At 46.0% G+C, this 23378-nt stretch carries 8 protein-coding genes and 2 tRNA genes; 1 reads left to right on the top strand and 9 read right to left on the bottom strand.

The features are described from left to right. Positions 1–58 precede the first annotated feature (58 nt). The 9 genes from ileS to ACJV7B_RS00010 all read right to left on the bottom strand — a co-directional run bounded on the left by ileS (position 59) and on the right by ACJV7B_RS00010 (position 22755). Positions 59–3457, bottom strand: coding sequence for a mupirocin-resistant isoleucine--tRNA ligase (gene ileS, locus ACJV7B_RS00050; RefSeq protein WP_419388655.1), 3399 nt, complete (start codon positions 3455–3457; stop codon positions 59–61). 302 nt (positions 3458–3759) lie between these two features. After that, positions 3760–3832, bottom strand: a tRNA-Arg gene (locus tag ACJV7B_RS00045). 44 nt (positions 3833–3876) lie between these two features. Then, entirely contained in the window at positions 3877–4197 is a 321-nt protein-coding gene (locus ACJV7B_RS00040) for an exodeoxyribonuclease VII small subunit (protein ID WP_419388654.1), read from the bottom strand. Positions 4198–4251: 54 nt separating this feature from the next. Next, complete coding sequence (gene xseA / locus ACJV7B_RS00035) at positions 4252–5679, bottom strand: exodeoxyribonuclease VII large subunit (protein WP_419388798.1); 1428 nt, start codon at positions 5677–5679, stop codon at positions 4252–4254. 110 nt (positions 5680–5789) lie between these two features. Next, a tRNA-Lys gene (locus ACJV7B_RS00030) sits at positions 5790–5863 on the bottom strand. 727 nt (positions 5864–6590) lie between these two features. Next, positions 6591–12683 carry a S8 family serine peptidase gene (locus ACJV7B_RS00025; RefSeq protein ID WP_419388653.1) on the bottom strand — a complete coding sequence of 2031 codons (6093 nt, stop codon included), beginning with the start codon at positions 12681–12683 and terminating at the stop codon, positions 6591–6593. Between the two features lie 841 nt (positions 12684–13524). Continuing rightward, positions 13525–14706, bottom strand: a complete 1182-nt coding sequence (locus ACJV7B_RS00020) for a class C sortase (RefSeq protein WP_419388652.1) — start codon at positions 14704–14706, stop codon at positions 13525–13527. A gap of 878 nt (positions 14707–15584) precedes the next feature. Next, a complete protein-coding gene (locus tag ACJV7B_RS00015; RefSeq protein WP_419388651.1) occupies positions 15585–17267 on the bottom strand; it encodes a SpaH/EbpB family LPXTG-anchored major pilin in 1683 nt (560 codons plus the stop codon). A 271-nt stretch (positions 17268–17538) separates the two neighbouring features. After that, complete coding sequence (locus ACJV7B_RS00010) at positions 17539–22755, bottom strand: Rib/alpha-like domain-containing protein (protein WP_419388650.1); 5217 nt, start codon at positions 22753–22755, stop codon at positions 17539–17541. Positions 22756–23160: 405 nt separating this feature from the next. Between ACJV7B_RS00010 and ACJV7B_RS00005 the strand changes: the two genes are divergently transcribed. Beyond that, the coding region (locus ACJV7B_RS00005) for a hypothetical protein (protein ID WP_419388649.1) at positions 23161–23378 on the top strand (218 nt) is incomplete at its 3' end.

The raw sequence follows: 23378 nt of genomic DNA, 5'->3' as shown, positions 1-23378 counted from the left end.
GTACGCCGGCACGTTTTTGTTTAGTTATTAGTTAGCTAAGATTTACGTAACGCTTAAGCTACGCACGCTTAAGACTTACGCTAAGCTCAGTTGCGCTAGAATCAGCCTCAACAACCTCGAAGCTCGTAGCCAAAGTCTCCTCCGCAATCAAATCGCGGAACTGCTCAACTTTAGCAACGTCAGAAGCTGGCACGCTCAAAGTCAAAGCGATTCGGTCAGTAACATCCAAGCCGTTCTCCTTGCGCGCATCCTGAACAGCACGAATAGCGTCACGAGCATAACCTTCCGCAAGCAAATCGCTAGTCAAAGCAGTGTCGAGCATAACGAAGCCGCCAGTTGGCATTGCAGCAGAAGCGGTGTTTTGAGCCGCTTGAGCATCCGAAGACTCAACGCGATTTACAAGCTCATACTCGCCCTCAACAAGCGCAACTTCGCCGTTTGGAGTCTGAACAACAGGAGCACCAGACTCGTCAACATGCCAATCGCCACTCTTAGAAGACTTAATAGCAAACTGCACTTGTTTACCCAAACGAGGGCCAGCAGCGCGTGCGTTCACCTTAAGCTCGTGAACAATCTTCAAACCGTGTTCGCTTGCGTCCTGCAAAGTGCAGAATGTAACATTCTTCACGTTAAGCTCGCGCTCAAGCACCTGCTCGTAAGGCTCAACAGCAGCAGTATTTTCTGCAACAACAGTCAAGTTTGCCAACGGCTGGCGCACGCGCAACTGCTCAGCTTTACGCAACGAAAGCGTAGAAGAGACAACCTCGCGAACCTTATCCATAGCAGCAACCAAAGCATCGTCGTGCGCAAGAACAGCACCAAGCTCGGTGACTTCTCCGGCCTTAGGGTTCTTCTCACCATCCGAAAGAGTCTCAGGCTCAACCAAATAAGGCCAATCAGCCAAATGCACGGATTCGCCGCCAGTAAGGCCACGCCACACAGCCTCCGCTTCCATTGGAGCAAGAGGAGCAATCGTGCGCATGAACACTTCCAGAACAGTGTAAAGCGTGTTGAAAGCAGCTTCATCCTCATTCCAGAAGCGGTCACGGCTGCCGCGAATATACCAATTTGTAAGCACGTCAATAAAGTCGCTAACTGCAGCGCAAGCATCGCTAATCACAAACTCGTTCAAGCACTTTTCTACGCGCTCAACAAGCAAACGCGTGCGCGCAAGCAAGTAACGATCCATATTGCAAAGACCCGCAACCTCGTCCGCGCGAAGGCGACGAGCATCATAACCCTTACCACCGTTTGCAGCGTTAGCATACAAAGTGAAGAAGTAGTAAGAGCTCCAAACTGGAAGCATAACCTGACGAACAGTATCCCTAATGCCGTCGGCAGTCACAATCAAATTGCCACCGCGCAAAATTGGCGAAGACATGAGGAACCAGCGCATAGCGTCCGAACCGTACTCGTTGAAAACGCCATTAACATCTGGGTAGTTGCGCAAATGCTTACTCATCTTCTGACCATCGGAACCAAGCACAATGCCGTGGCAAATCACGTTCTTATAAGCCGGACGGTCGAATAGAGCCGTAGCCATAATGTGAAGCGTGTAGAACCAACCGCGAGTCTGACCAATATACTCAACGATGTAATCGCATGGGAAGTGCTCTTCGAAGAATTCCTTATTTTCAAACGGATAATGGAACTGCGCGAAAGGCATAGAACCAGACTCAAACCAGCAGTCGAGAACATCCGTAATACGGTGCATTTGCGACTTTCCGGTAGGATCATCCGGATTTGGACGAGTAAGGCGATCGATATACGGGCGGTGCATATTCACATTGCCGTCGTCGTCGCGCGGATAATCGCCAAAATCAGCCTTAAGTTCTTCCAACGAACCATACACGTCTACGCGAGGATACTTTGGATCATCACTCACCCAAACTGGAATTGGCGAACCCCAGAAGCGATTACGGCTAATCGACCAATCGCGAGCGTTAGAAAGCCACTTACCAAACTGGCCGTCCTTAACGTTTCCAGGAATCCAATTAATCTCCTGATTAAGCTCAAGCAAACGCTTCTTAATCTTCGTAACAGACACAAACCAGCTAGAAACAGGCTTGTAAATAAGCGGAGTTGCGCAACGCCAGCAATGAGGATAGCTGTGCACGTAGCTTTTTTCTTGGAATAGCAGCGCGCGCTGATCTTCCGGCATTTGAGCAAGCGGACCGTCTCCTGCACGCAAGTTGCGCAAAATTGGCAAGTTGGCGTCGAAAACGTACAAGCCTTCGTAATCTGGGCAGTCGCTTGTAAACTTGCAGCCTGCGTCGAGCACGTCAACGCTGCGAATTTCGTGCGCGTTAAGCGTGTTCATATCGTCCTCGCCGTAAGGAGCCTGGTGAACAAGGCCAGTACCTTCAGCGGTGTCAACATAATCTGCAGTGAAAATCGTAAAAGCGTTAGGACCAGGAGTGCCACCCTCTGCGAGCGCAGAATCGCTTGCAAAGTATGGGAACACTGGGTAGTAGCGCCAGCCAGCCATCTGCGCACCCTTAAGTTCGCGCACAACCTCGTAGTTTTCGCCAAGTTCCTTAGTGTAGGAGCCGAGCAAAGGCTTACCGATGTAGAACTTTTTGCCAGCGAACTTGCCTTCGGTTGGGCGAACTTCCACGTAGTCGATGTCTGCGCCGACTACGATTGCGAAGTTGGTTGGAACAGTCCAAGGAGTAGTGGTCCAGAAGACTGCGTAAGCGTCGGCTTCGTCGCGAAGCTTAACGGCCACGGAAACGGTAGTGTCCTGACGATTCTGGTAAACGTCCGCATCCATGCGAAGCTCGTGGGCGGAAAGCGGAGTCTGGTCCTTCGGGCAGTACGGAAGAACGCGGTAACCCTTGTAAGCCAAGCCCTTATCATAAAGCTGCTTAAAAGCCCACATTACGGATTCCATGTATGGAATGTTCAGCGTTTTGTAGCCGCGCTCGAAATCAACCCAGCGAGCCTGACGATGCACGTAGTTTTGCCACTCGTTCGTGTACTTCAAAACGCTGGCACGGCAAGCATCGTTGAACTTTGCGATGCCCATTTTTTCGATTTGCTCAACCGACTCGATGCCGAGCTCCTTCTGCGCTTCCAACTCTGCAGGAAGACCGTGAGTATCCCAACCAAAAACGCGGTTTACTTTGCGGCCGCGCATAGTCTGATAGCGCGGAACCACGTCTTTTGCGTAGCCTGTGAGCAGGTGGCCGTAGTGAGGAAGACCGTTTGCGAATGGAGGGCCGTCGAAGAACACGAACTCGTTTTGGCTACCCTTGCCAGACGGGCGGTATTCGATTGACTTGCGGAAAGTATTGTTTGCATCCCAGTATTGAAGAACTGACTCTTCAAGCTTTGGGAAGGAAGGATTTGGTGCAACTTGCGCGCCGGCAGTTTCTTGCGCAGATGCAGAAACACTTACCTTTGGGTATACGTTATTTGCGCACGACTTTTCGGCTGGATTAGTGGATTCGCTCACTGTGCTCTCCTCGCTCAACAGGGTGAATATTTCCCTGCGAGGACGACAGCTACTGCCGCGGTACCACCTCGCTTGCCGCAAAATGCTTACGCAACTCTTGCAGCCTCTCGTGTTTGGCTGTGCGGGCCAACCCCGTCGGTTCTAATAAGCGAGAACCTTACGAATCCTCGCCGTTCTTCCGAAAACTCCCCGCCGATAACGGATCATCGCTTAAGTTAGAAATAATCTAACACTATCCCCTAACATTAGGAAAGATTTCGCAACTCGCGAATAATACGAACAAAGTAAATAAGTAATAAAAGTGCCCCGGATCAGAATCGAACTGACGACACCCACTTTAGGAGAGTGGTGCTCTATCCACTGAGCTACCGAGGCAACAAATGGCAATTATACACTATGGCGTGTCACTGCGGCGCGCGCTAATCCTCAAGATTCGACTGAGTGCCAGCCGTCGCCGCCGTCGCCGACTGCTCGGCCTGCGCCGCGTCCAACTTTGCACGAACCGTGGCAAGCAAACCCTGAGCGCGCTTTGCCAACGCCTCACCAATCTCCCACTGACGCATGGACTGGTCGAGCATCAAACCGCCAGCTTCCAGCGCCTGAACCGCCTGAACCAGCTTTTCGCGAGCCTCTTCGTATGGCATCGCCTCAATCGCAGCGCGCTCTTCTTTCGTAAGAGTGCTTGCGAATTCTGTGCTTTCTGCTGATTCTTCAGCCTTTTTCGTTGCTTTCTCGCTCATATCTAACCTTTCGCTATATCTAAAATATATAAAATATCTAAAATATCTAAAAAATTACTTACTTGACTTTACGGCAGCCGACTTTACGGCAGACGGATTTACGGCAGACGGATTTACGGCAGCAGACTTAGTGCCAGTCACCTTGCCAAGAACCACACCGCTTTTAAGCGTAACAGTCATATCGTCGCCAACTTTCGCTAAAGCCGAGTCGTCAAGCACTCGCCCACCGCTAAGCTGCACTACAGCGTACCCGCGGTTCAACGTCGATTGCGGACTTAGCGCAGTCAAGCTCGCGTGAGCTTTCTCAACAGTCAAGCTCGCGTCGTCAAGAAGTCGCACCAAACCGTGACGCATTCTCTCAACAGCCTGATTAACAAACAACTCGTGCGGCTCAAGCATAGTGCTCGGGCGCGTAAGGCTCGGGCGATTCGCATAACCCTCAACGAGACGAATCTCATTGTCAACGCGCGCAGAAATTCGCATACGCATAGTTTGCAACGCGTTATCAATAAGCTGCCACTGCTCGCGAACGTCCGGAACCACGCGCTTTGCAGCATCCGTAGGAGTAGAAGCGCGCAAATCCGCCGCCAAATCGATAAGCGTCCAATCGTCCTCGTGGCCGATTGCAGACACAATCGGAGTCACGCACGCAGCCGTAGCACGAACCACACCCTCGTCCGAAAAACCAATCAAATCCTCAAAACTGCCACCGCCTCGAGCAACGATAATAACGTCAACCTCTGGGTCTGCGTCGAGCTGCTTAATTGCGGCAATAATATCCGCAGGACACTGCACGCCCTGCACGTGCGCGTGAACAACCTTGAAGCGCGTAACAGGCCAGCGCAAATTCACGTTCGTAATAACATCGCCCTCAGCGCGCGCTTGAGGCGCACACACGAGGCCGATGCACTTAGGAAATTCCGGCAGCGGAACCTTATTCTCCGCGTCAAACAGGCCCTCGCCCTTAAGTTTTTTACGCAACTCGTCAATTTGCGCTTTTAAGTCGCCGGCACCGACGCGGCGAATTTCGTCCGCAACGAAACTTAAACGCGTGGCTTTTACCCAAATATCAGCCTTGCCGTGAACAACTACGCGGTCGCCCTGGCGAAGTTCGCGCGCCTGCTGCACGAAATTGCTAAAGCCCATTACGGAAATCGAGACTTCCTCGTTGCTGTCGCGAAGAGTGATGTAGCCGGAAGAAGCGCGGCGCATGTTGATTTCGACTATTTGACCCTCAATCCACGCGGATGGCCAGCGTTCGACGGCGCTGTGGAACTTTTGACTTAAAACGGCAACAGGCCACGGATTTTCGGCGGTTGTGTCGGCGGCTTTTAGAGGGAGCTGGCGCGGCTGCTGCTGTTGCGGAGTAAGTGGTTGAGTAAGCGACTGAGTAAGCGGTTGAGTAAGCGGTTGAGCAAGCGGCGCAAGATTTTGTGGCGGCTGCTCAGGCTGCGCATCATCCTGGAATAATTGCGGCATCATATTTGACGAGGTCATACTTCAAGATTGACTGCAAAGAGGGACAAAGAGGGCTTCGTTGCGTGTGGAGATTGATACGAAAAAACCCAAGCGCGAAGCTTGGGTTTTGCTTGTGCCCCCTCAGGGATTCGAACCCTGGACACGCTGATTAAGAGTCAGCTGCTCTAACCAACTGAGCTAAAGGGGCGTTGGTTATCTTGGCCCGCTTTGCGAACCGAGTAACTACTATACTCAGAATGAGCTTGCGCGCAAGTGGGCGTGTCGCATTGCCCTTGCTTTAAGCTGCATTGCGCGCTTCAAGCAAGCTCAATGCGGTAGCGACGACTCAATGCTGAAAGCACAGTGTGCTTTACGTGCGCGACGACCTGCTTGAGCGCAGCACAGCGCGCGCGAAAGCAACTCGGAGCGGAAACTCGCTTAGGTTGGAAGTCCAGTGGACTTCCAACGCGAGTTTCGTAGCGAGCGCTTAGAGCGCGAGCATCATCTCGCATTTGGAGGGTTTTGGCGGGTTAGGCACTCCAAACGCGAGGAAAGTTTACGGCGTTTGGAGGGTTGGTGTTGTGCGGCGCTCCAAACGCGCGCGCTAAACTGCAACGCTCAAGCAAATCGTCGTGCTTCTTTCATAGTAATCTAGCGAAGAAGATTTACAACTCTTGCAATTTCAACAGAGTTCGACCTGCGTGAATATTTATTCTTAGCACCATTAATAAAAAGTGCCCACACACTCATAAGAGCAGTGGACACTTTTACCAGCCGTTAGCAACAACTAAACTTAGATTGATTAGCAAAATCAAAACTCAATACTGAAATCGTTCAATATGCAAAAATCCAATACTAAATTCAGTCATTTTTCATTTATTCACTCATTCTTAGCTTTTTAACTAATCACGAGTTTTATTTTTAGTTATATTGTTTTATTTGCGAACAGCAGCGTTAGAACCAGCATTCACTCCATGGCGACGCGTGGTGAATGTTATTGCACCACTTACCATCAGTACCAAGAAGGTCACAACTGCAGCAACAACACCACTGCCAGTAGCAGCTAACTTTGAAGTCTGTTCCTTACTTGAGTTACCAGCATCAGCACCAGCAGAATTGTTAGCACTGTTATTATCAGTAGCGCCATTAGATTCAGACTGAACACTGTCGGACTTATTTGCAGTGGCGGCATTAGCACTCTCATGATTCTCACCACCTTCTGTAGCACCTAACTTCGACTCTGCAGAAGCATGAACAGAACCACTAGCATCCTTTCCTTTCTTAGTAAAGGAACGATTAGCAGAATGGCTATTATGCACACGATCTGAATGACTCTGACCAGTATGTTCTAGCTTCTTCTCAGTCGGCTTCTTCTCAGTCGGATTCTTCGGAGCTGGCTTCTTCGAAGCTGGCATATTGTCAGACTGAGTATCGGCATCAGCAACGTGTGCAGCAGACACAGTCACTTCACCAGAAGCAAGCTGACTACCATCAGCATCCATAAGCAAAATGGTATGTTTGCCAGTTAAACCAGCTTGAATCATAGCTTTGAAGTAGTACTTGCCGTTCTCATCAGCACGCACTGTTACATACTCATGACCATCTTCACCCTTAAGCTGCTGAGGCGTAGAGTAGATGAACGCATACATGCGAGCATCTTTCTTAGCATTATTCAAAGCTGCAGGTTTTCCAGAAACATACACACTCTGTTCCTTGCCAGCAACAATTTCCTTAGTATCTAAAGCAATCAGATTCTTTGTGAATTTTGCTGTAGAAACAGGAGGCAGCGGAGCTGAATCCGTTTGAGTTGATTCATCCTTAGTTTCCGGCTTTTTTGGAGTTGGCTTTGGAGCAGGAGCTGGCTTCTTGCCTGGTTTGCCTGGTTTGCTTGGCTTACCCGGTTTGCTTGGCTTGCTTGGCTTACCTGGCTTACCCGGTTTGCTTGGCTTGCTTGGCTTACCCGGCTTGCTTGGCTTGCTTGGCTTACCCGGCTTAACTGACTTACCCGGCTTCTCACCATCAGCATGTTTCTTACTACGCTTCACAATAAATGTGTACGCAGTAGCATCAGCACTATTATCACTGGTGTCGCTAGCAGTATTGCCAGCAAAATCAGTCGCCTCAATAGTAAGGGTGTGATTACCATCAGCCAACTTTTCAGTCGGAATCTTCAACGTTAATGTTGTAGAATCTGGCCTATCTGGAGTTGGATTATCGTTGATGTTCTTCACATCAACTAAGGTGCTTTCAACAGTATTTACTGGAAGATAATTTTCCGTATACGCTACTGGACGACCATCAACCATAACGCGTAAAGACTTCAAATGATCATCTGTTGCTCGAACAGTGATTTCATGACCATCAGCAATCTCTTCACCTTCAACCAAACCAGCTTCAACTTTTGGATCCGTTTCATCAAGCACAACAGGAATCACACCGAGTAAATGAGATTCAACCTGATCACTTAAGTGCAGCAGCAACTTGTCACCATCGTTTACTGGAATATCAGTTGAGAATTGGCGACGAGTTACTTCAGTACCATTCGTATCCAAAGTGTAGAAATCACCTACAGAATCATTATTAATTCGCAAAGTTTGACCGAAAGCATCATCCGACACATTGCCACTAAAGGTAACGGTATCGCGATTTGTAAATAACGTATGTCCGTACAACTTTGGCGTGTCAAAACGTGCTGTTGGAGGCGTAATGTCGAAGTAGAAAGCTGCAGGAGTATCGATTACATTCGTTTCATCGTCTTCATCAGCATCTTCGTCAGTTGCTTTTGTATTTACTTGCAAGCGGAAATCGTTGATTCCTGGATGCATCGGCAACTTTACGCTAAACTTGCCATTCTTAATATTCGCGCGCAATGGGTTTGGAGTTACGAACTTCTTGGTTTTGGCATCAATTCGCGTAGCTGGAGTGAACAGTACACTCGTTACATTAGCACCCACTTCGCCTTGAGCAACAAAATAATTTTTGCCAATAACATCTGATCCATAAGCTTTCTTATGCACTAACCACGCATAAGAACCCATAGAACCAGCATTAGTAAGCACGAAATCTTTTGTCTGTGGAGCTTCAGGTGTAGCAGTTGCACGACCAGCAAGCGCCAGACCCATAGTAGTGCTATTTTCTGCGGAATCTGTAGCTACGAGCGTTACTGTCACAGCTTTAGCAGCAGGAGTAATCACTGTTTTAAAGCTACCGTCTTTGCCAACAGTTACCACTTCTTCAGTTTCCTTACCAGCTGCAGCCGCCTCTGCTTGCTTTACATTTGCATTAATACTCGCTTTTGAAGTTGTATTAGCTCCAGAAACAGCTTGCGAAGAAGATGCAGTAGTATGAGTGGCACCCGAACCAGCAACAACATTAGCTGAAGTAGTATTGTCAGCAGCTTTCTGATACTTCAACTTTAGTTTTACAGTATCTCCAGGAGTGTCCGTTACTTTACCAGCAACAGTTACTTTACCATCTGCAGCTACAGGCAAATTACCCTTGTTGTCAAGACCATTCATGGTAATGTTTGGAGCTTGCGCGTTGAACGTTAGCTTAAGTTTCTTATTACCAAGACGATCACCTTTTGCATCGTACGCCTTAAACATCACAGTATTTTCGCCATTTTTCAGCGGCACAAACGCGTAGAAAGTATTCTCATCCTTGCGTTTTGCAACATTCGTAACTTTCTGCTTTGTACCACCATTAGGAGTTACGTAAGCTTGTATAGATGCGACGTTATCGGTAAGGTATCCTTCGATGTAGAACTTGCCATTAATATTCGGGTTAGTTTTACTTTCTTCTAGAGCATTAGCTTTAATTTGGTGAGAAGTAAGAACTTTTTCATTCGGAATGATAATGTTCCTAGTCGGTATTTCTTCTTCCTTACCACTTGCATTTTTTCGAGTATGCTTATTGAACACCTTCTTAACCTCAGTTGGGTTCATAGCATTGTCTCGAGCAAGCACATCTATATATGCTGCGTCAGTACCAATGTGGATAGGCTTGCACACTCGCGTACGAGTTGCTTCATTCAACGGGCATTGAGTATCTTCATCACCATAGTTCAAAGCATCTTTTACACCAGGAAGATGAATAGTTGGTACGCCAGGATCAGGACTCAATTCATCACTAATAACAATCTTCACATTGCCGTTAGCATCACGATCAGATACTGTGACTTTAGGTCCATGATTATCGATCGCTACCTCCATGTCATAAGTTTGCCAATCAAACTTATCTCCTAAGCGAGCCTGAATGCGATACGTATACCATCCATCAGGAAGAATGTCAAACCTACTTGTTTTTGGATTCCACACAGACCCGTCGAAATTTCCAGCTAAACCGTCGGTTGCACTAGCATCAGAGATAGTAGAACGATTTACATTGTGTTCTGTTCCAAGAACAATCTTAGTTTTATGATGAGAATCCAACACAGAATACTTTATGTCAGACGCACCTCGGAACATAGACATAGATGGCACAACGTAATCCATCCACCCATCTTGATTTGCAGGTGAAAATTCACCAAGTACATACGGCTTAGTTTCATTATTGACTGGAAGTTTGCCCATACTGCCTGCTACAGAAAGTAAAGAAGTCGTAAGATCACTATGATTTGCACCATAGCTTTCTCCCGGCTTTACCATAATTGGTTCAGCATTCCAATCGCCTACGAAACCGAGGTATGGCACAGCAACATCTGGCTGAGTATCGCTCAGCGATTCAAAACGCACCCAACCTTCAATATAATGATTGCCTTTAGAACGATCTGGGCTTAACGTAAACTTCACATCATAGGTTTTCCCAGGCTTTACTGTAACTTCACGCGTTTTTGATTGCAACGTTTCAGTATCACTAATAGAGGTTACTGTATCTTTATTGGCCTCATTAGACTCATTGACAACATCCTGATCTGGGACAGCAAATTTTACTGGATTCTTACCATAATTATGTAAAGTAACTGTAAAGTTGCGATCAGCATTCACGTTTCTAAGAGCCACGTACGAATTGCCATCGACTGTTGCAATCACGTTAGTAGCAACAGCTTTATCGACCTGAGCTAAGCCAGCGCCAATTTGACGAGGAGCATACGGAATCTGCTTACTATCTGCAGAATCTTTACGTCCAATAACACTTGCTGTATTCATTAATGCTTGGCTTACACGGGTAGCCATTTCAGACTTTTTAAGCTTAGGGAAACGATTCTTATAGCTTTCCATCACTAACGCCGAAAGACCGGAAATGTTTGGAGCAGCCATAGAAGTACCGGACATGCTCGTGTATTTATTGCCATTCTGCGTAGACCACACGTTGCCACCAATGCCAGCAATATGAGGTTTGAAATCAAGTTCTGGCGTTGGTCCCCAAGAAGTGAAGGTTGAAGGCTTACCGTTATCTGGATTAACAATAGTAGTGAATTGGTTCGTGAAAGCTATCTTCACTTTCTCGCCTTTATGTAAAGCAGTAAGAATTTGCAATGCATAAGAACGAGGTATGGACGCACCAAAGCAATCCTTGATTTTCTCCAATCCGCCCATTCCAATAAACATGGATGAATCTTTGTCGTGATTATAAACAATCACACCTTTAGCGCCTTTAGCAATAGCATTCTTAAACTTTTCCGTAAAAGTAATGCCACCACGTTCTACAAGAGCATACTTATCTTTAAGATCAAGATCTTTAACATCAGTTTCAGTAGCTTTTTTAGCATCCACAAGTTCATGCTGAGATACTGCGTCTATTAAAGAACCAATGGCAAGATTGTATGGCACTGCGTGAGATTTGCCATCTTTCCCTGTCCAGTTTGCTGCTTGCTGCGTAATGTTGGAATTTTCTACAGAAGCAACGCTGAAAGCGGAAGGATAAGAAGATGGAGAGCCGAGAGTAGCATCATCCCACTTGCCAAGCGCATCATCCTCACCACCGGAAGGAGAAAAGTTCAAGCCAGAGTTTCCAGCAGAAATCACTGGTAGTGAACCAGCTTCGCGAGCCTTTTTAAGTGCAATTGAAGTGGCATTAGAAGTTCCAGCAAAACCATTAGTTGAACCGAGAGACATGTTGATAATATCGGCGCCAAGTTTTACGGAATCTTCGATTGCAGCAACAATATCAACATCGCGAGCGCCATGTGCCTCAGGATTATTTGAGAACACTTTCATAGCAAGCAGCTGAGCGTTTGGAGCTACACCATCAACGCGATGATGTTCTGAAGCAGGAGAATCCTGTTCATCACCATTTGCAGCAACAATACCAGCCACATGCATACCGTGCTGTTCTGCACCAGAGTCTGTGAAGTTGTCGTTTTCATCGGCATAATTGAAACCTGCAGGAACTTTGTCAGTAGTGTCGCCTTTACCTGTTGGTTGTAATCGAAGATGTTGCTTAGCTGAAGCATCAAGCTTCATATCTTGGTGAGTTGGATCTATGCCGGTATCGATGATGGAAACCAGCATTCCAGTTCCATCAAGATGATGCTTTTTAAACACCGTCTGCACGCCTTGTAAATCGCGAGCATAATTTTCCATTGGATAATACAAGCGTTCTTTTGCAACAGAAACTACACCTGGCTCCTTTCGCAAAGCTTGAATATGATTTTCAGGAAGAGTAGCTTCAAAAGCACTCATTAAATAACCAACTTTGCGACGAACCGTCATATTGTACTTTGACTTTACGCGGTTAATTAAAACATCCTGCTCATGAATGTTGGCTTTTTCATCATAATCAGTGAGCTGCGGATGATTATTTTTCAACGTGACAACAACAGTCACTTGAGCATTTGAATTTTTATTAAATTGATCTTTTTTACCGTAATTCTCAAAAGCTTTAGCAAGAGTTGGATTAATGTGACGCAGCTGTTCTGGGGTGAAATTCGTGTTTTTACGCGTTTTGGCAGACGCTGCAATGAATTCTGTGCCTGATGTTTCTTTCGCAAACGCTGGAGAAACATCAGCAAGCGGCACCATAAGCGTCGCCGCAGCAACGCCTAATGCTGCTAAACGAGTCAGATATGACGTTCGTTTGAACTTCATAAAAATACTCTCCTTCAAAATAGTGGTTAACTACCCAATGAAAAGTGCTTATAGATAATTCACAAGAAAATGTTGGTACTAATCCCAAATTCTGCAAGTGAAATTTCCTTGGAAACTTTGTGCAATATATGCAAAATTTCCAGCACAATTTCATATATCGGTGTAAATATTTTTGTTACGCTCATTTAAAGCATTTCCGCTAAATATCAAATGGGAGATATACCCCCCACCCATATAAATCAACAAATAATGCCACTTTTCAGCAGGTGCAACAAAAATATTTTTCACAAACTCTAGCACTGTTTGAGACAGAAACAATTCCAAATAAATTGCGTTTTCACAAACAAAAATATGAAGAAAATCACATTTTATATAAAAAATGGCTTAATTTAGCCATTTTTACACAAATATTTTCTGCAATGTCAACATAGAAAAAATTCTGTATTAACATATAATTTACATGAAACTTGAGAAAAAATACATAATGTTACTATTTTTTAAGAAATTTAGAGCTAATTACCAACAAATGTTAGTGCGTTGCGCAATATAAACCGTAAATTTTTCAGCCAACCGACGATAGATGCAAACGGCAGAAACTTTACACGGTGAGAGCGTTACCACACATTTGTAGCAAAACACAACCCAAAACCCTCCAAACGCAAGGAAAGTTTACGGCGTTTGTTGTCAGTTTCGTTGGTTTTGGAAACATTTGCCGGAATTTTATCTCGCATTTGGAGCATTTGAGCTACTTTGGAACTCCAAACGCGAGGAAAGTTTCTCACATTTGGAGCGTTGACACTACTTTGACGCTCCAAACGCGCGCGACGATTTGCATCACGCGCTACCCGCGCCGTAACTTACTCAGCACACTGCGCGACACCGCCAGCAAATGCCGTCCGCGCACATAAATCTCATCGCGCTTCTTACGCCACAAAGTCGCAACCATCGTCGCCAACACCGCAAACGTCAGAATCATAGCGAGCACAAACAGCGTCATCCAAAGCGGCCACTGCACGCGATCCTCCGGCGCCTTCACCGGATCCGGCAGCACTCGGTATCCAGTCACCAGCAACCTATGCGAGTTAACGCCATACGGGGTACACGTAAGCAGCGTCGCAAGGTCACGCCCCTTCTCACGCTGCAGCAAACTAATATCGTGCGGATCAACCACACTAATACGAAACACCTTGTATCGCAGCGTCTCCCCCTGCACATCAAAGTAAAAATAGTCACCCTTCTTCAAATTCACCAAATCATCAAACATAGTCGCATCCGGCAAACCCGTATGCGCCGTCACCACAGCGTGACGATTCTTACCACCCACCGGCAAATCCGTACCATACAAATGGCCCGCACCATGCGCCAAAACCTCCTGCGAACTACCATGGTAAATCGGCAACTTCACACCAATCTTCGGAATCTTCACAATACCCATAATGCCCATAGGCTCATCAAGCTGCTTCGCATACTCCTTATACTCCGGCTTATTCATGTAATCCGTCGTACCATCGTAAGGATCAGACGTAATAATCGCCTTATGACGCGCATTATAACGACGAGCCGCACGCAAATGAGCACGACGCACATCACCAGCCTGATCGTGATTATACTTATCGTACTCAGAAGAAATTTCCTTAGAAACGCGATTATTCCAAAGCGTAGAACACACCGGATATGCAAAACACAACAATCCCGCCAGCACGAAAGCTACTGGCTCGACGATTTTACGAAGCATAGATTTTTGCTGTGATTTGTGGGCAGCGTGAGGTTTTTTTGCGGGGGCTTCTGGTGAGTTTGTTGCGGGTGATGCTGTTTCGGTTAAGTTTGTTTGGGTTGCGTTGGCTGCGTTAGTTTGGTTAAGGGTGATTTGGGTAGGGATAATTTGAGTTGCGTCTGATTCGGTTGCAGGTGATGCGGTTAAGTTAGTTTGATTAGTTTGGTTAGTTTGGTTTTTGAAAAGCTTATTTTGGGAGATTTTGTTGAGGAAAGCATATACTTTCGTAACGGCGCTGTTTAATTTCATGCTTCCTCCATTTCTGTGTTTATATTTACTGTGGCGCGAGTTTATTTTCGATGTTCTTGAGTATCGTCTATGAGTTTTGTGACTGATTTAGTTTTTCGGTTTTGACGAGGCTGGAAAATTTGTGTTTGCGCAAATACTTGCTTTATGTGGCGCGAGTTTTGGTGGATTTCTTTCCTCGCACGTTCCGTACTTCGGGCGCTCTAGCTGCTAAAGACGTTTAGTGTGTTCGCCTTTCTTCAAGAATGTAGCTTCTCAGTCCTCTTTTAGTGCTCGTAAAGAAATCCCCCAAACTCTGCATGCTAATTCGTTAATAACCGTGCCAATCGCAGAGATTTTTCGATTTTTCTTCTTCGCTCGACGAATCAGCAGCCTTCGGCTCTGACGTTCGCCTCGCTCAGTGCGAAAAATCTCAAATCTCACCACACTAATATTCGTACCTCGCAAGCAATTCCTATCTCCCACTAGTAAACTCACCCACCGTTATTTTTTGGCGTGGTAGGAAGAGTACTTGGTGTGGTGTGTGCGGCAGCACTGATGCTAGTGTTCGCTGATCAACAGGAATCAACGTCTGCAGAGCATTGATGCAAAGCTTCAGAAACAAATACGAGAAAATAACCTGGCATTTGTTGTCGGCTTTAGCCGTTACGGCCACAAACGCCGGAGAATTTACGAAGTTTGTGGTCAAAAAGCCATGTTTTCAAAAAAGAAAAATAAGACAGCAGACTGCGCTGTGCGAAGAAGAGGGATGCTCGCGCAAAGCGCGAACACAGCGCAGCCTGCTGAGTATTTAATTATAGCCAGGCGATTAAAATCTCGCGCGCAGCGCGTTTACAGCTTTAATCGCCCAGCGGATTGCAATTCTGAAGAATTGCAAAGAATCATGCAGCCTGCTGCTCTTCATCCTTCTTGCGGTTACGCATGAACACGAAGATGCCGAAGCACACCAAGCACACGCCAGCCAATGCAAAGATCACAACGCCAGCAGCACCGGTCTTTGGAAGGTGGAACCAAGAACCGTTGTCCTTTGTTGGCACGTTAGCGATGTCAACGCTTGTAGGCAAGTCATTAGTGGAAGTTTCACTAACCTTTACCTCATGAGCCTGATGATCACGCTCATAGTTAGCTGGAGCTTCAGTCTCAACAATGTAGAATGGGTGCGTTGAATCATCAACAACAACCTTTACAGGATTTGCAAACTTACCACCTGCAACAGTAATGAGTTCGCCAACCTTTGAAGCATTATTGCATTCATTTGCAGAAGTATCCGCGGCGCACTTATCAGCATCAGACTTCTTAGCGAAGAGCTTGAACTTAGCGTCAGCGAGCTTGGACTTAGCATCCTGACTATCTTTTGCAAACGTACCGTCGTACTTGTTCACCTGTAAGTATCCGTAATTGGATGTAACCGTTGAACCACCATCGTCTGGAACTTCTGGGGTTGGAGTTGGCTTATTCTTACCCTGTCCCGGAATAAAACCAGACTTATTGGTGAAACTCTTTTCCGTGACTTGCGTAGGATCCTTAATCGTGAACGCAAATTCAATTTCTACCTTCGCATTAGCGTCAGCTTTAGCTGCTGTTGCGATTGAGGTTAATCCATTTCCATTGAAAGAAACCTTAATACGTGTTGCTACTGTTGTATTGCCATCTTTACCTTTAACATCTTCAGTAGTAACACTGATATTATTAGTGTTTTCATCTTTCAAAGGTACAGTTTTATCCGTAGCACCATTTTCTTTATAAACTACTTTTGCAGACTTAACAACATCCGCTGTATAGGCAGTGAATACACCGGCAGGAGCCTGATCAAATACAGTGTATCCCGTCAGATCATCCTTAGTCCAACTATCACGCTTTGTATCGGTATTACTAGTCACAGCAGCAGAAATCTTGTAGGTCATGGTATCATCTTTGCCCACAAATGCTGTTTCATTTTCACCGCGAACAAGAGTCTTCTTAATCTTACCAGCAAGGCTCTGGTTCTTTGGTTTTGCAGTTACATTGTAGTTATAGGCAACTGGCTTATTTGCTTCATGAGTGATTTCTGGAATAGTCATATAGAACGGTGCCACATCATTAGAGTGATTAGGTGCTGGCTGTGTTTCTTCTACCTTATAAAGACCGATAGCAAGTCCATCGAATTTCTTCGAACCATCTGCACCTGTTACATCTTCTTGCGTATTACTATTATCGAATTCCATGCCTTCCTGATTAGGATTATCGTTAAGAGATTTCACCTTAGCAGCAAGAGCCTCCCAGTTCTTGTAATCTTTGAGATCTGTGCTTGTGGTATCAGAGGTAGAAAGCTTCGTAACTCTTTGTACCTTGAATTTAGCATTAGCAAGAGGAGTGGATGTGTCGTCTTTACCCTTATCCTCATACTTCATGATGGTAATGGAGCCCTTCTGGGCAGCGCAGGCAGGAGCCCAAGGCGCACCATTATTGCATGTGTCTTCAGCCCAAGCAGAGCTGCCAGCCACCACGGCGCCGGCGACGCACAGCGTGCCAGCCATTGCGAGCGAGGCCATCGCGGCCACGCATTGTTTAGTGAATTTATTCACTTTCTTCTCCTTTGTTCAGTGCCCTTTCGGGCAGGTTTTGAGGAAAATACGATTGTTTTTAATTTTGTGTTGCGCTTAGCGAGCCACGTTTTGTGAGCGAGCCACGATGTGCGTACGATCCACGGTTGTGGTCAAGCCTCGTTCGTGATCAAGCCACGTTTCGCGGACGCTTTTGGTGCGCAACAAGTTTTAGCGCGAATCGCATGCAAGCTTGCGAGCCAGTTGCGTCTTTAGACCAGCCGGCGCGCAGGTTTGCGTGCAAATGTTTTCATCAGCATCGCCACCTTTCGGTAGCCCACCTTCTGACGCGCCTAAATGCGGCGCGCAACCATCCGGTGACTTTGCGGACAAAATCTTTTGCGGACGCAGAATATTCGTCAAATCGCCTAATATCCTTGACTTTTTTGACTAAACTGCGCCAAATTTCGGAAATCTTACTGTTGCTGTTGCTATTTTGCGTAGCGAATCGCAAACCGCGCATTATGCCAGCAGCCGCGCTAACAGCCGCACCAGCCGCGCCGACGAGCATCGCGTGACCCCACTTCGTCTGATCAACGAAGAACGCGCCGCACATAACGCACATGGCAATCATTGCCACCACCAGCAGCGCCATGCTCATCCCCTCGCCGCCAGTCTTTGGCAGAGCGAATTTCTCGACCACAGTTACTGGGAAGTACTTTGCAGTCCAGTCAATGCCCTCAGTATCGGTAAAGCCCATAGCCTTAGCAAAGTTATTATTAGTAACGCTAATCTTGCTATTCTTAATAGCTTTCTTATACTTACCCAAATCAGTAAGCTTCATCGCAAGCACAACGCAATAATATTTGCCAGACTTCGTAGGAGCTTTGTCGCTGGTGATAGTTCCGCTAGCACGCTCCATAGTTCCGCCAGTGCTATCGAACAAAAGATACTTACCTTCAGGATTGCAGCCATCACCTTTCTTGCCACTCTTACGGCAAGTTTCCTGCTGCTGGAAGTCCGCATGATCCCAAGACTTCTGCCAATTAAGCTTGAAGAACAGATTATCGAGATTCTCACTCCAGATATGAGTTGTACTCTTTTTAGCTTCATCACTGTCATCTCTACACAAAGCTCTAAGCGTAATACCTTCAGGCTTTGCTGTGGACCACGAGTCAATGCCCATATCCTTCAGCAAGCCAACGCCTTTCATAACAGTAATGCCATTCACGTCGTCTACATACCCAGTAAACTTGCCATTTTCATACTGCTTGTAAACGTTAAGATGCAAATCGCCGCTGTCAATAGCTGGTCTAGTAACCTTCACCTTTGCGTAGATAGGGTGATCTTTGTTAATAGAGCCTTCGCCGTCCGAAGTAGAACCGTCTGGGTAGTGCACCCTAACCTCGGCCCAGTACTCGCCAGCATTCTGCCACTTATCTGGGCGGAAGGTGACGGAGCCTTTGCCGGTGGCGTTACTATCTTTTGCTTCCTGCCTACCGTCAGCTTTGTTGTCTTCGCCGTCTTCAAAGTTAGCCCAAGGCAAATTCTTGGCACTCGTTTTGCTAATATCGCCAGATTTAACAAAGCGCTTAATCTCGTACCAAGTGCCCTTAGGCAGCGGACCTTCCTTAACGTTTTGCAAGTCGAAATCAGAAACACCGTTAGCGTTAACGTCATTCTTCCCGCTAGCGTCCTTAATCTTCTTCTTGCTTTGCGGCGCACCCGAGCTTATAGCTGATTTGTTGTTATTAAGGTTCTTGTCAAAAGTGCTACCCGCCTCAATTGTTGGAATATTGGTGTAGGTAGGGTTATACAGCTGATTGTCGTTGTGAATGCGCACAGCGAATGTGTCTGTTTTGTAGCCCTGGCCGTCTGTGCCGTATGGATACTTATTGTCCTTAGTCTTCAGCACTCCATCAACTGGGTCAACGTCCTTCTTGTTCTTCTTATTCTTCTCGATATTAGCCTTAACAGCCTTCTCAAACGCATCCGACTTCTTCTTATCGCCCCTTATAGCGTAGACCTTGCAATCGTAGTCGCCAGTCTTTTGAGCCTTGCCGCCAAAGAAGCCGCGAGTGCGCTCAGAAGTGTTATTACTATTGCCGCCAGGAACCCAATCGTCATACAGCAAGGTATCAGGCGTGCAGGCTTTCCTATCTTTAATGCACGACTTCTGCTGATCGAAAGTAGCGTGTCCCCAAATCTTTTGATCCTTAAGTCTTAAGCCTTCAGACTCAGTGTGACCAGGCAGACGGTTATACGTATACTCGGTTTGCTTAGTCTTCGTGCCGTCCTTGGTATTCTTCGAGCAAATCATATGCAAATGAATAGGACCAACAGACTTAGTCAGCCACGAGTCGAAGGTTGCATCAGGAGAAGGCGACTCGCCTACTTTAAGGTCGTAACCGTTGCCCATAGACTTATTAGGGTAATCCTTATACAATGCAAGACCGAACTGATTATGAGCGTCGTCGCGCGTAACATTCACCTTTGCGTACACAGGGTGCTTGTAGTTAATAGAGTCGTCATCGCTTGAAGCAGAGCCGTCTGGGTAGTGCACAACAACCTCGGCCCAGTATTGCCCAGCGTCTTTCCACTTATCTGGACGGAATGTGACGGAGCCGTATTCGCGAACTGACTTAGGGTCTTTATCTTTTGCCTCGTTCTTGCCATCTGCCTTATTGTCTTCGCCGTCTTCGAAGTTAGACCAAAGTTCCTTCTCGGATGGGAACTTGTCAGGTTGCGTTTTATCAACCGTCTTAACAAGCTTCTTAATCTCAAACCACGTGCCTGGTGGAAGAGCTTTGCCATCTTCAACGCCGCCCAAGTCTTCATCTGGAACACCGTTAGCGTTTACCTTCTTGCCGTCCACCATAATCTTCGTGTGGCTCTTTGGCTGACCGGAGCTATTAGTCTCCTTATTAGCAAACGTACCAGCTTGAATCGTTGGAATCGTCTTATAAGTCGGATTATACTTTTGGCTGTCTTTGAGCTTTATCTTAAAGTAGAAGTTGCCAGAAACCCACTCTTTGCCCTTACTGGATGCAAAAGCACCAGTATCAAAAGCAAAGACAAAACCTGCGCCGTTGTCTTTAGCTAAATTATCAAACTTTGTGAGCGCACCGTTATGCTGCATACCTTTACCATCGTGAGCCTGATGGAACGCGAACACCTTACACTCGTACTCGCCGCCTTCCTTAGGCTTGCCGCCAATCAGCGCGCGCGAACGCTCCATAGTGTCTTTGTTGTATTCGCTATTGTGAAGGTATGTATTTAAATCACAAGTATTCTTATCCTTGCAATTCTTATCATTACCCCTCTTCCACTGGCGGAATTCTTCAAACTGCAAACCATTAATGTCCCCGCTAGCCTTACTATTGCCCTCAGCAGGCTTAAGCAGCTTATACTTAGTGTCATTCTTCTTATGGCACACTGCGCGGAAGGTAATAGGACCTTTGGCGTTATTAGCCCACGAATCAAGCACAATGCCGTTATTCTTGTTGTCTTTTGGCCCACCTATTTTCGTGGTCTTAGAAAGCTCTTTAGGATTATTTGCATCTCCAAAGCTCCAGCCACCAAACTGACCGTTATTTATTTGCGTACCGTCGTAAAGGTTAAGATGCAAATCGCCGTCTGTAACAGGCAACTCTTGCACTTTAACAGGAGCATATACAACCTTGTCATAATTACCTGCGTCACTATCTTTAGACGTAGAACCATCCGGATACGTAACAAGTACAGGGGTCTTATCACTTGTACCAGCTTCTGTTTTAGACGGGCTAAACGTCACTTTGCCGTTACCTGTATTTTTTGAATCAATCTTAGACCAATCAAGCACAGGAGAAGTGTATTGAGTGTACTTCTCTAACTTAAAGGTAGAACCACTAGGCAACGCGCCTTCCCTAACCCACGGCTTTTTGCTGTCTTTTACGCTCTTAGGTTCTTTGCTATCAGTAGGATTAAACCTATTATTATTCGTATCGTAGTTAACAGTGGTTTCGTCGTAGTGCGGGTTGTAGATGGACGCTTGCGAAACAATGCGTATATCAACGCGTTTGACTTGCTCAACTTGTTGCTTATATTTACAACTATTCGCACTTGGATTAGGGTAAGTGATTTGAACGTAAAAATGTATAGTATGACCTCTATCGGTTTTCTTTGGATTATACTTAATTTTACCTGTTATAGGGTCAATATAAGCTTGACCAGGCTGCATGTTGTTAGGACTATTAGCCTTTGTAACACCACTTGGTAATACCTCTTTCCCTCCACTCTTTTTGAAAGAAAATGTTATACCGGTATCAGTTTGTTCAAATGGTTTCTCTGTATTATCGTATATCCATTTACCCTTTTCAGCCGTGCCATCCCAATGGCCAGTTTTAAAATATGGATCTACATCAGTAATTTCACCATATACGGCATCTTTTTTAGATTTTTTTGGAAATTGAACATCATCATTGCTCGTTGGATTAAAACCATAATGCCATTCTTTAGAATCAGGTATGCCATCACCATCATGATCATACGGACCCCAAATAATAAACTTATTCTTATCTGATCCATTTCTGTAAGAAACAAATCCTGCCATGAAAGGCAAATTGTAAGGATCTTGATCATCTTTAACTTCAGCGGAGATAATCCAACGAATACCACTTACGCTATTGTTCTGTTCCCATGTTTTAAATAATCTACCGAATTTACCTTGTTTTTTCCAATTCCAAGCTTCGCATGCTTCATTTGAAAATATTCCACATGTTGCAATATGTTGATTCCATAGCTCATCATACTCAGAATCACCTGGAACTCTAGTCACATTAGTGCCCGAGTTAAACTTTCCTGGCTCTTCATTTTCATTACCTCTAAGATGCCAACTATAAAATTTTGCAGGACGACCGTTATAAAATCCAGTTCTATCGAACTCAGTCCTATAACGAGTAATCCTAACAGTTTCATCTTTAACACCTGAAGGAAGAACAGCATAAAATTCAGGTTGACCATCATAAGAATGTGAACCATCCTTAGGATCACACTTCATAAGTGGATTTTCCATTGCTCTAATTCTGCAAGCCTCTTTATTGTATAAGACTTCCCAAGTAATAGTAGTTTTTTTACGTCCATTAACGTTTTCTGTTTTAATAACTGGATTTTGAAAATCAATATCACGCCATATGTCATTATTACTAACAGAAGAAGGGGAAATATAGCCTGTACCTATATAATCCCAAAAAACATTAGCCTTACCTGCAGCATTAGTGTTGTGTACCGGCGGCACGACGAGAATGGTTACTATTGTGGCGGCGGCTACGAGCATTGCGAAGAGCGCGCGGCGAAGAGTGTGAGATGGGCGTGCTGTGCGCGAGACAGTTGCGGCAGTATCGCTGGCGATGGTGATGTTTTCGGAAGTCACTGCGGCGCTTGAGGTAGCGTTGAGCGCGGCATCGCGCTCGCTGGTCTTACGCCAAGCCAAAGCGCGCGACGCAAGACGACCCACTCGTGATGCGAATCCACGGAACTTTGCTGGTAACATTCTCTCGCCTTCCTAATCCTTCGCTGCAGCAAAAGCCGCAGTATACCCAAATTCCAACTCTCTAAGTGTTAAACTTCAAACACTCAACCCGCATACAATGCCAGTGCTCGGCACACAAAAACCTTGTGCACTCACTACTGCAAATGCCACCCAACAGAGCCAACCACAGGTAGAGAGTATATCATACACGTATACCCTATATGCGAGCATTTTTATTGAAAAGCCTCTAGTAGTTATACCCCCCCCCCCATGAAGGATTTCAAGCAAAAAGGGCATATAATATGGCATATAATCGCACATATGGAAAAATTCCTACAATCTACTAATATCGCTAAAAAATCTACTGCAAAACGCATTTAGAATGAATAATTTCCGGCGCAAAAACGACGAAATTGCGTCTTCGGCGTGTCTAAAGCCGGCCGCTTCTACGGGCAAAATACTACATGTGGGTACGCCGCGCGCGATTTGGCGCTATATGCTGTGGTGGAGCGGGCGGGCGCAAATCCGACCAAAACGACAACAAACGACGGAAAAATACACGGCAAATGCGGTCAGCCAATGCAGAAACGACAACAAACGACGGAAAAGTTGCGCACAAAAAATGCTAAAACTCCAACCCAGGA

Source organism: Gardnerella bretellae (assembly GCF_048545135.1).
GTDB lineage: Bacteria > Actinomycetota > Actinomycetes > Actinomycetales > Bifidobacteriaceae > Bifidobacterium > Bifidobacterium greenwoodii.
The sequence above is the reverse complement of the archived record's forward strand: the minus strand, read 5'-3'. Positions and strand labels throughout refer to the sequence as shown.

Excerpts from the sequence above, each read along its gene's own strand:
- ACJV7B_RS00040 (WP_419388654.1), bottom strand. The coding sequence starts at position 4,197 with ATGAGCGAGAAAGCAACGAAAAAGGCTGAAGAATCAGCAGAAAGCACA.
- xseA (WP_419388798.1), bottom strand. The coding sequence starts at position 5,679 with ATGATGCCGCAATTATTCCAGGATGATGCGCAGCCTGAGCAGCCGCCA.
- ACJV7B_RS00025 (WP_419388653.1), bottom strand. The coding sequence starts at position 12,683 with ATGAAGTTCAAACGAACGTCATATCTGACTCGTTTAGCAGCATTAGGC.
- ACJV7B_RS00020 (WP_419388652.1), bottom strand. The coding sequence starts at position 14,706 with ATGAAATTAAACAGCGCCGTTACGAAAGTATATGCTTTCCTCAACAAA.
- ACJV7B_RS00010 (WP_419388650.1), bottom strand. The coding sequence starts at position 22,755 with ATGTTACCAGCAAAGTTCCGTGGATTCGCATCACGAGTGGGTCGTCTT.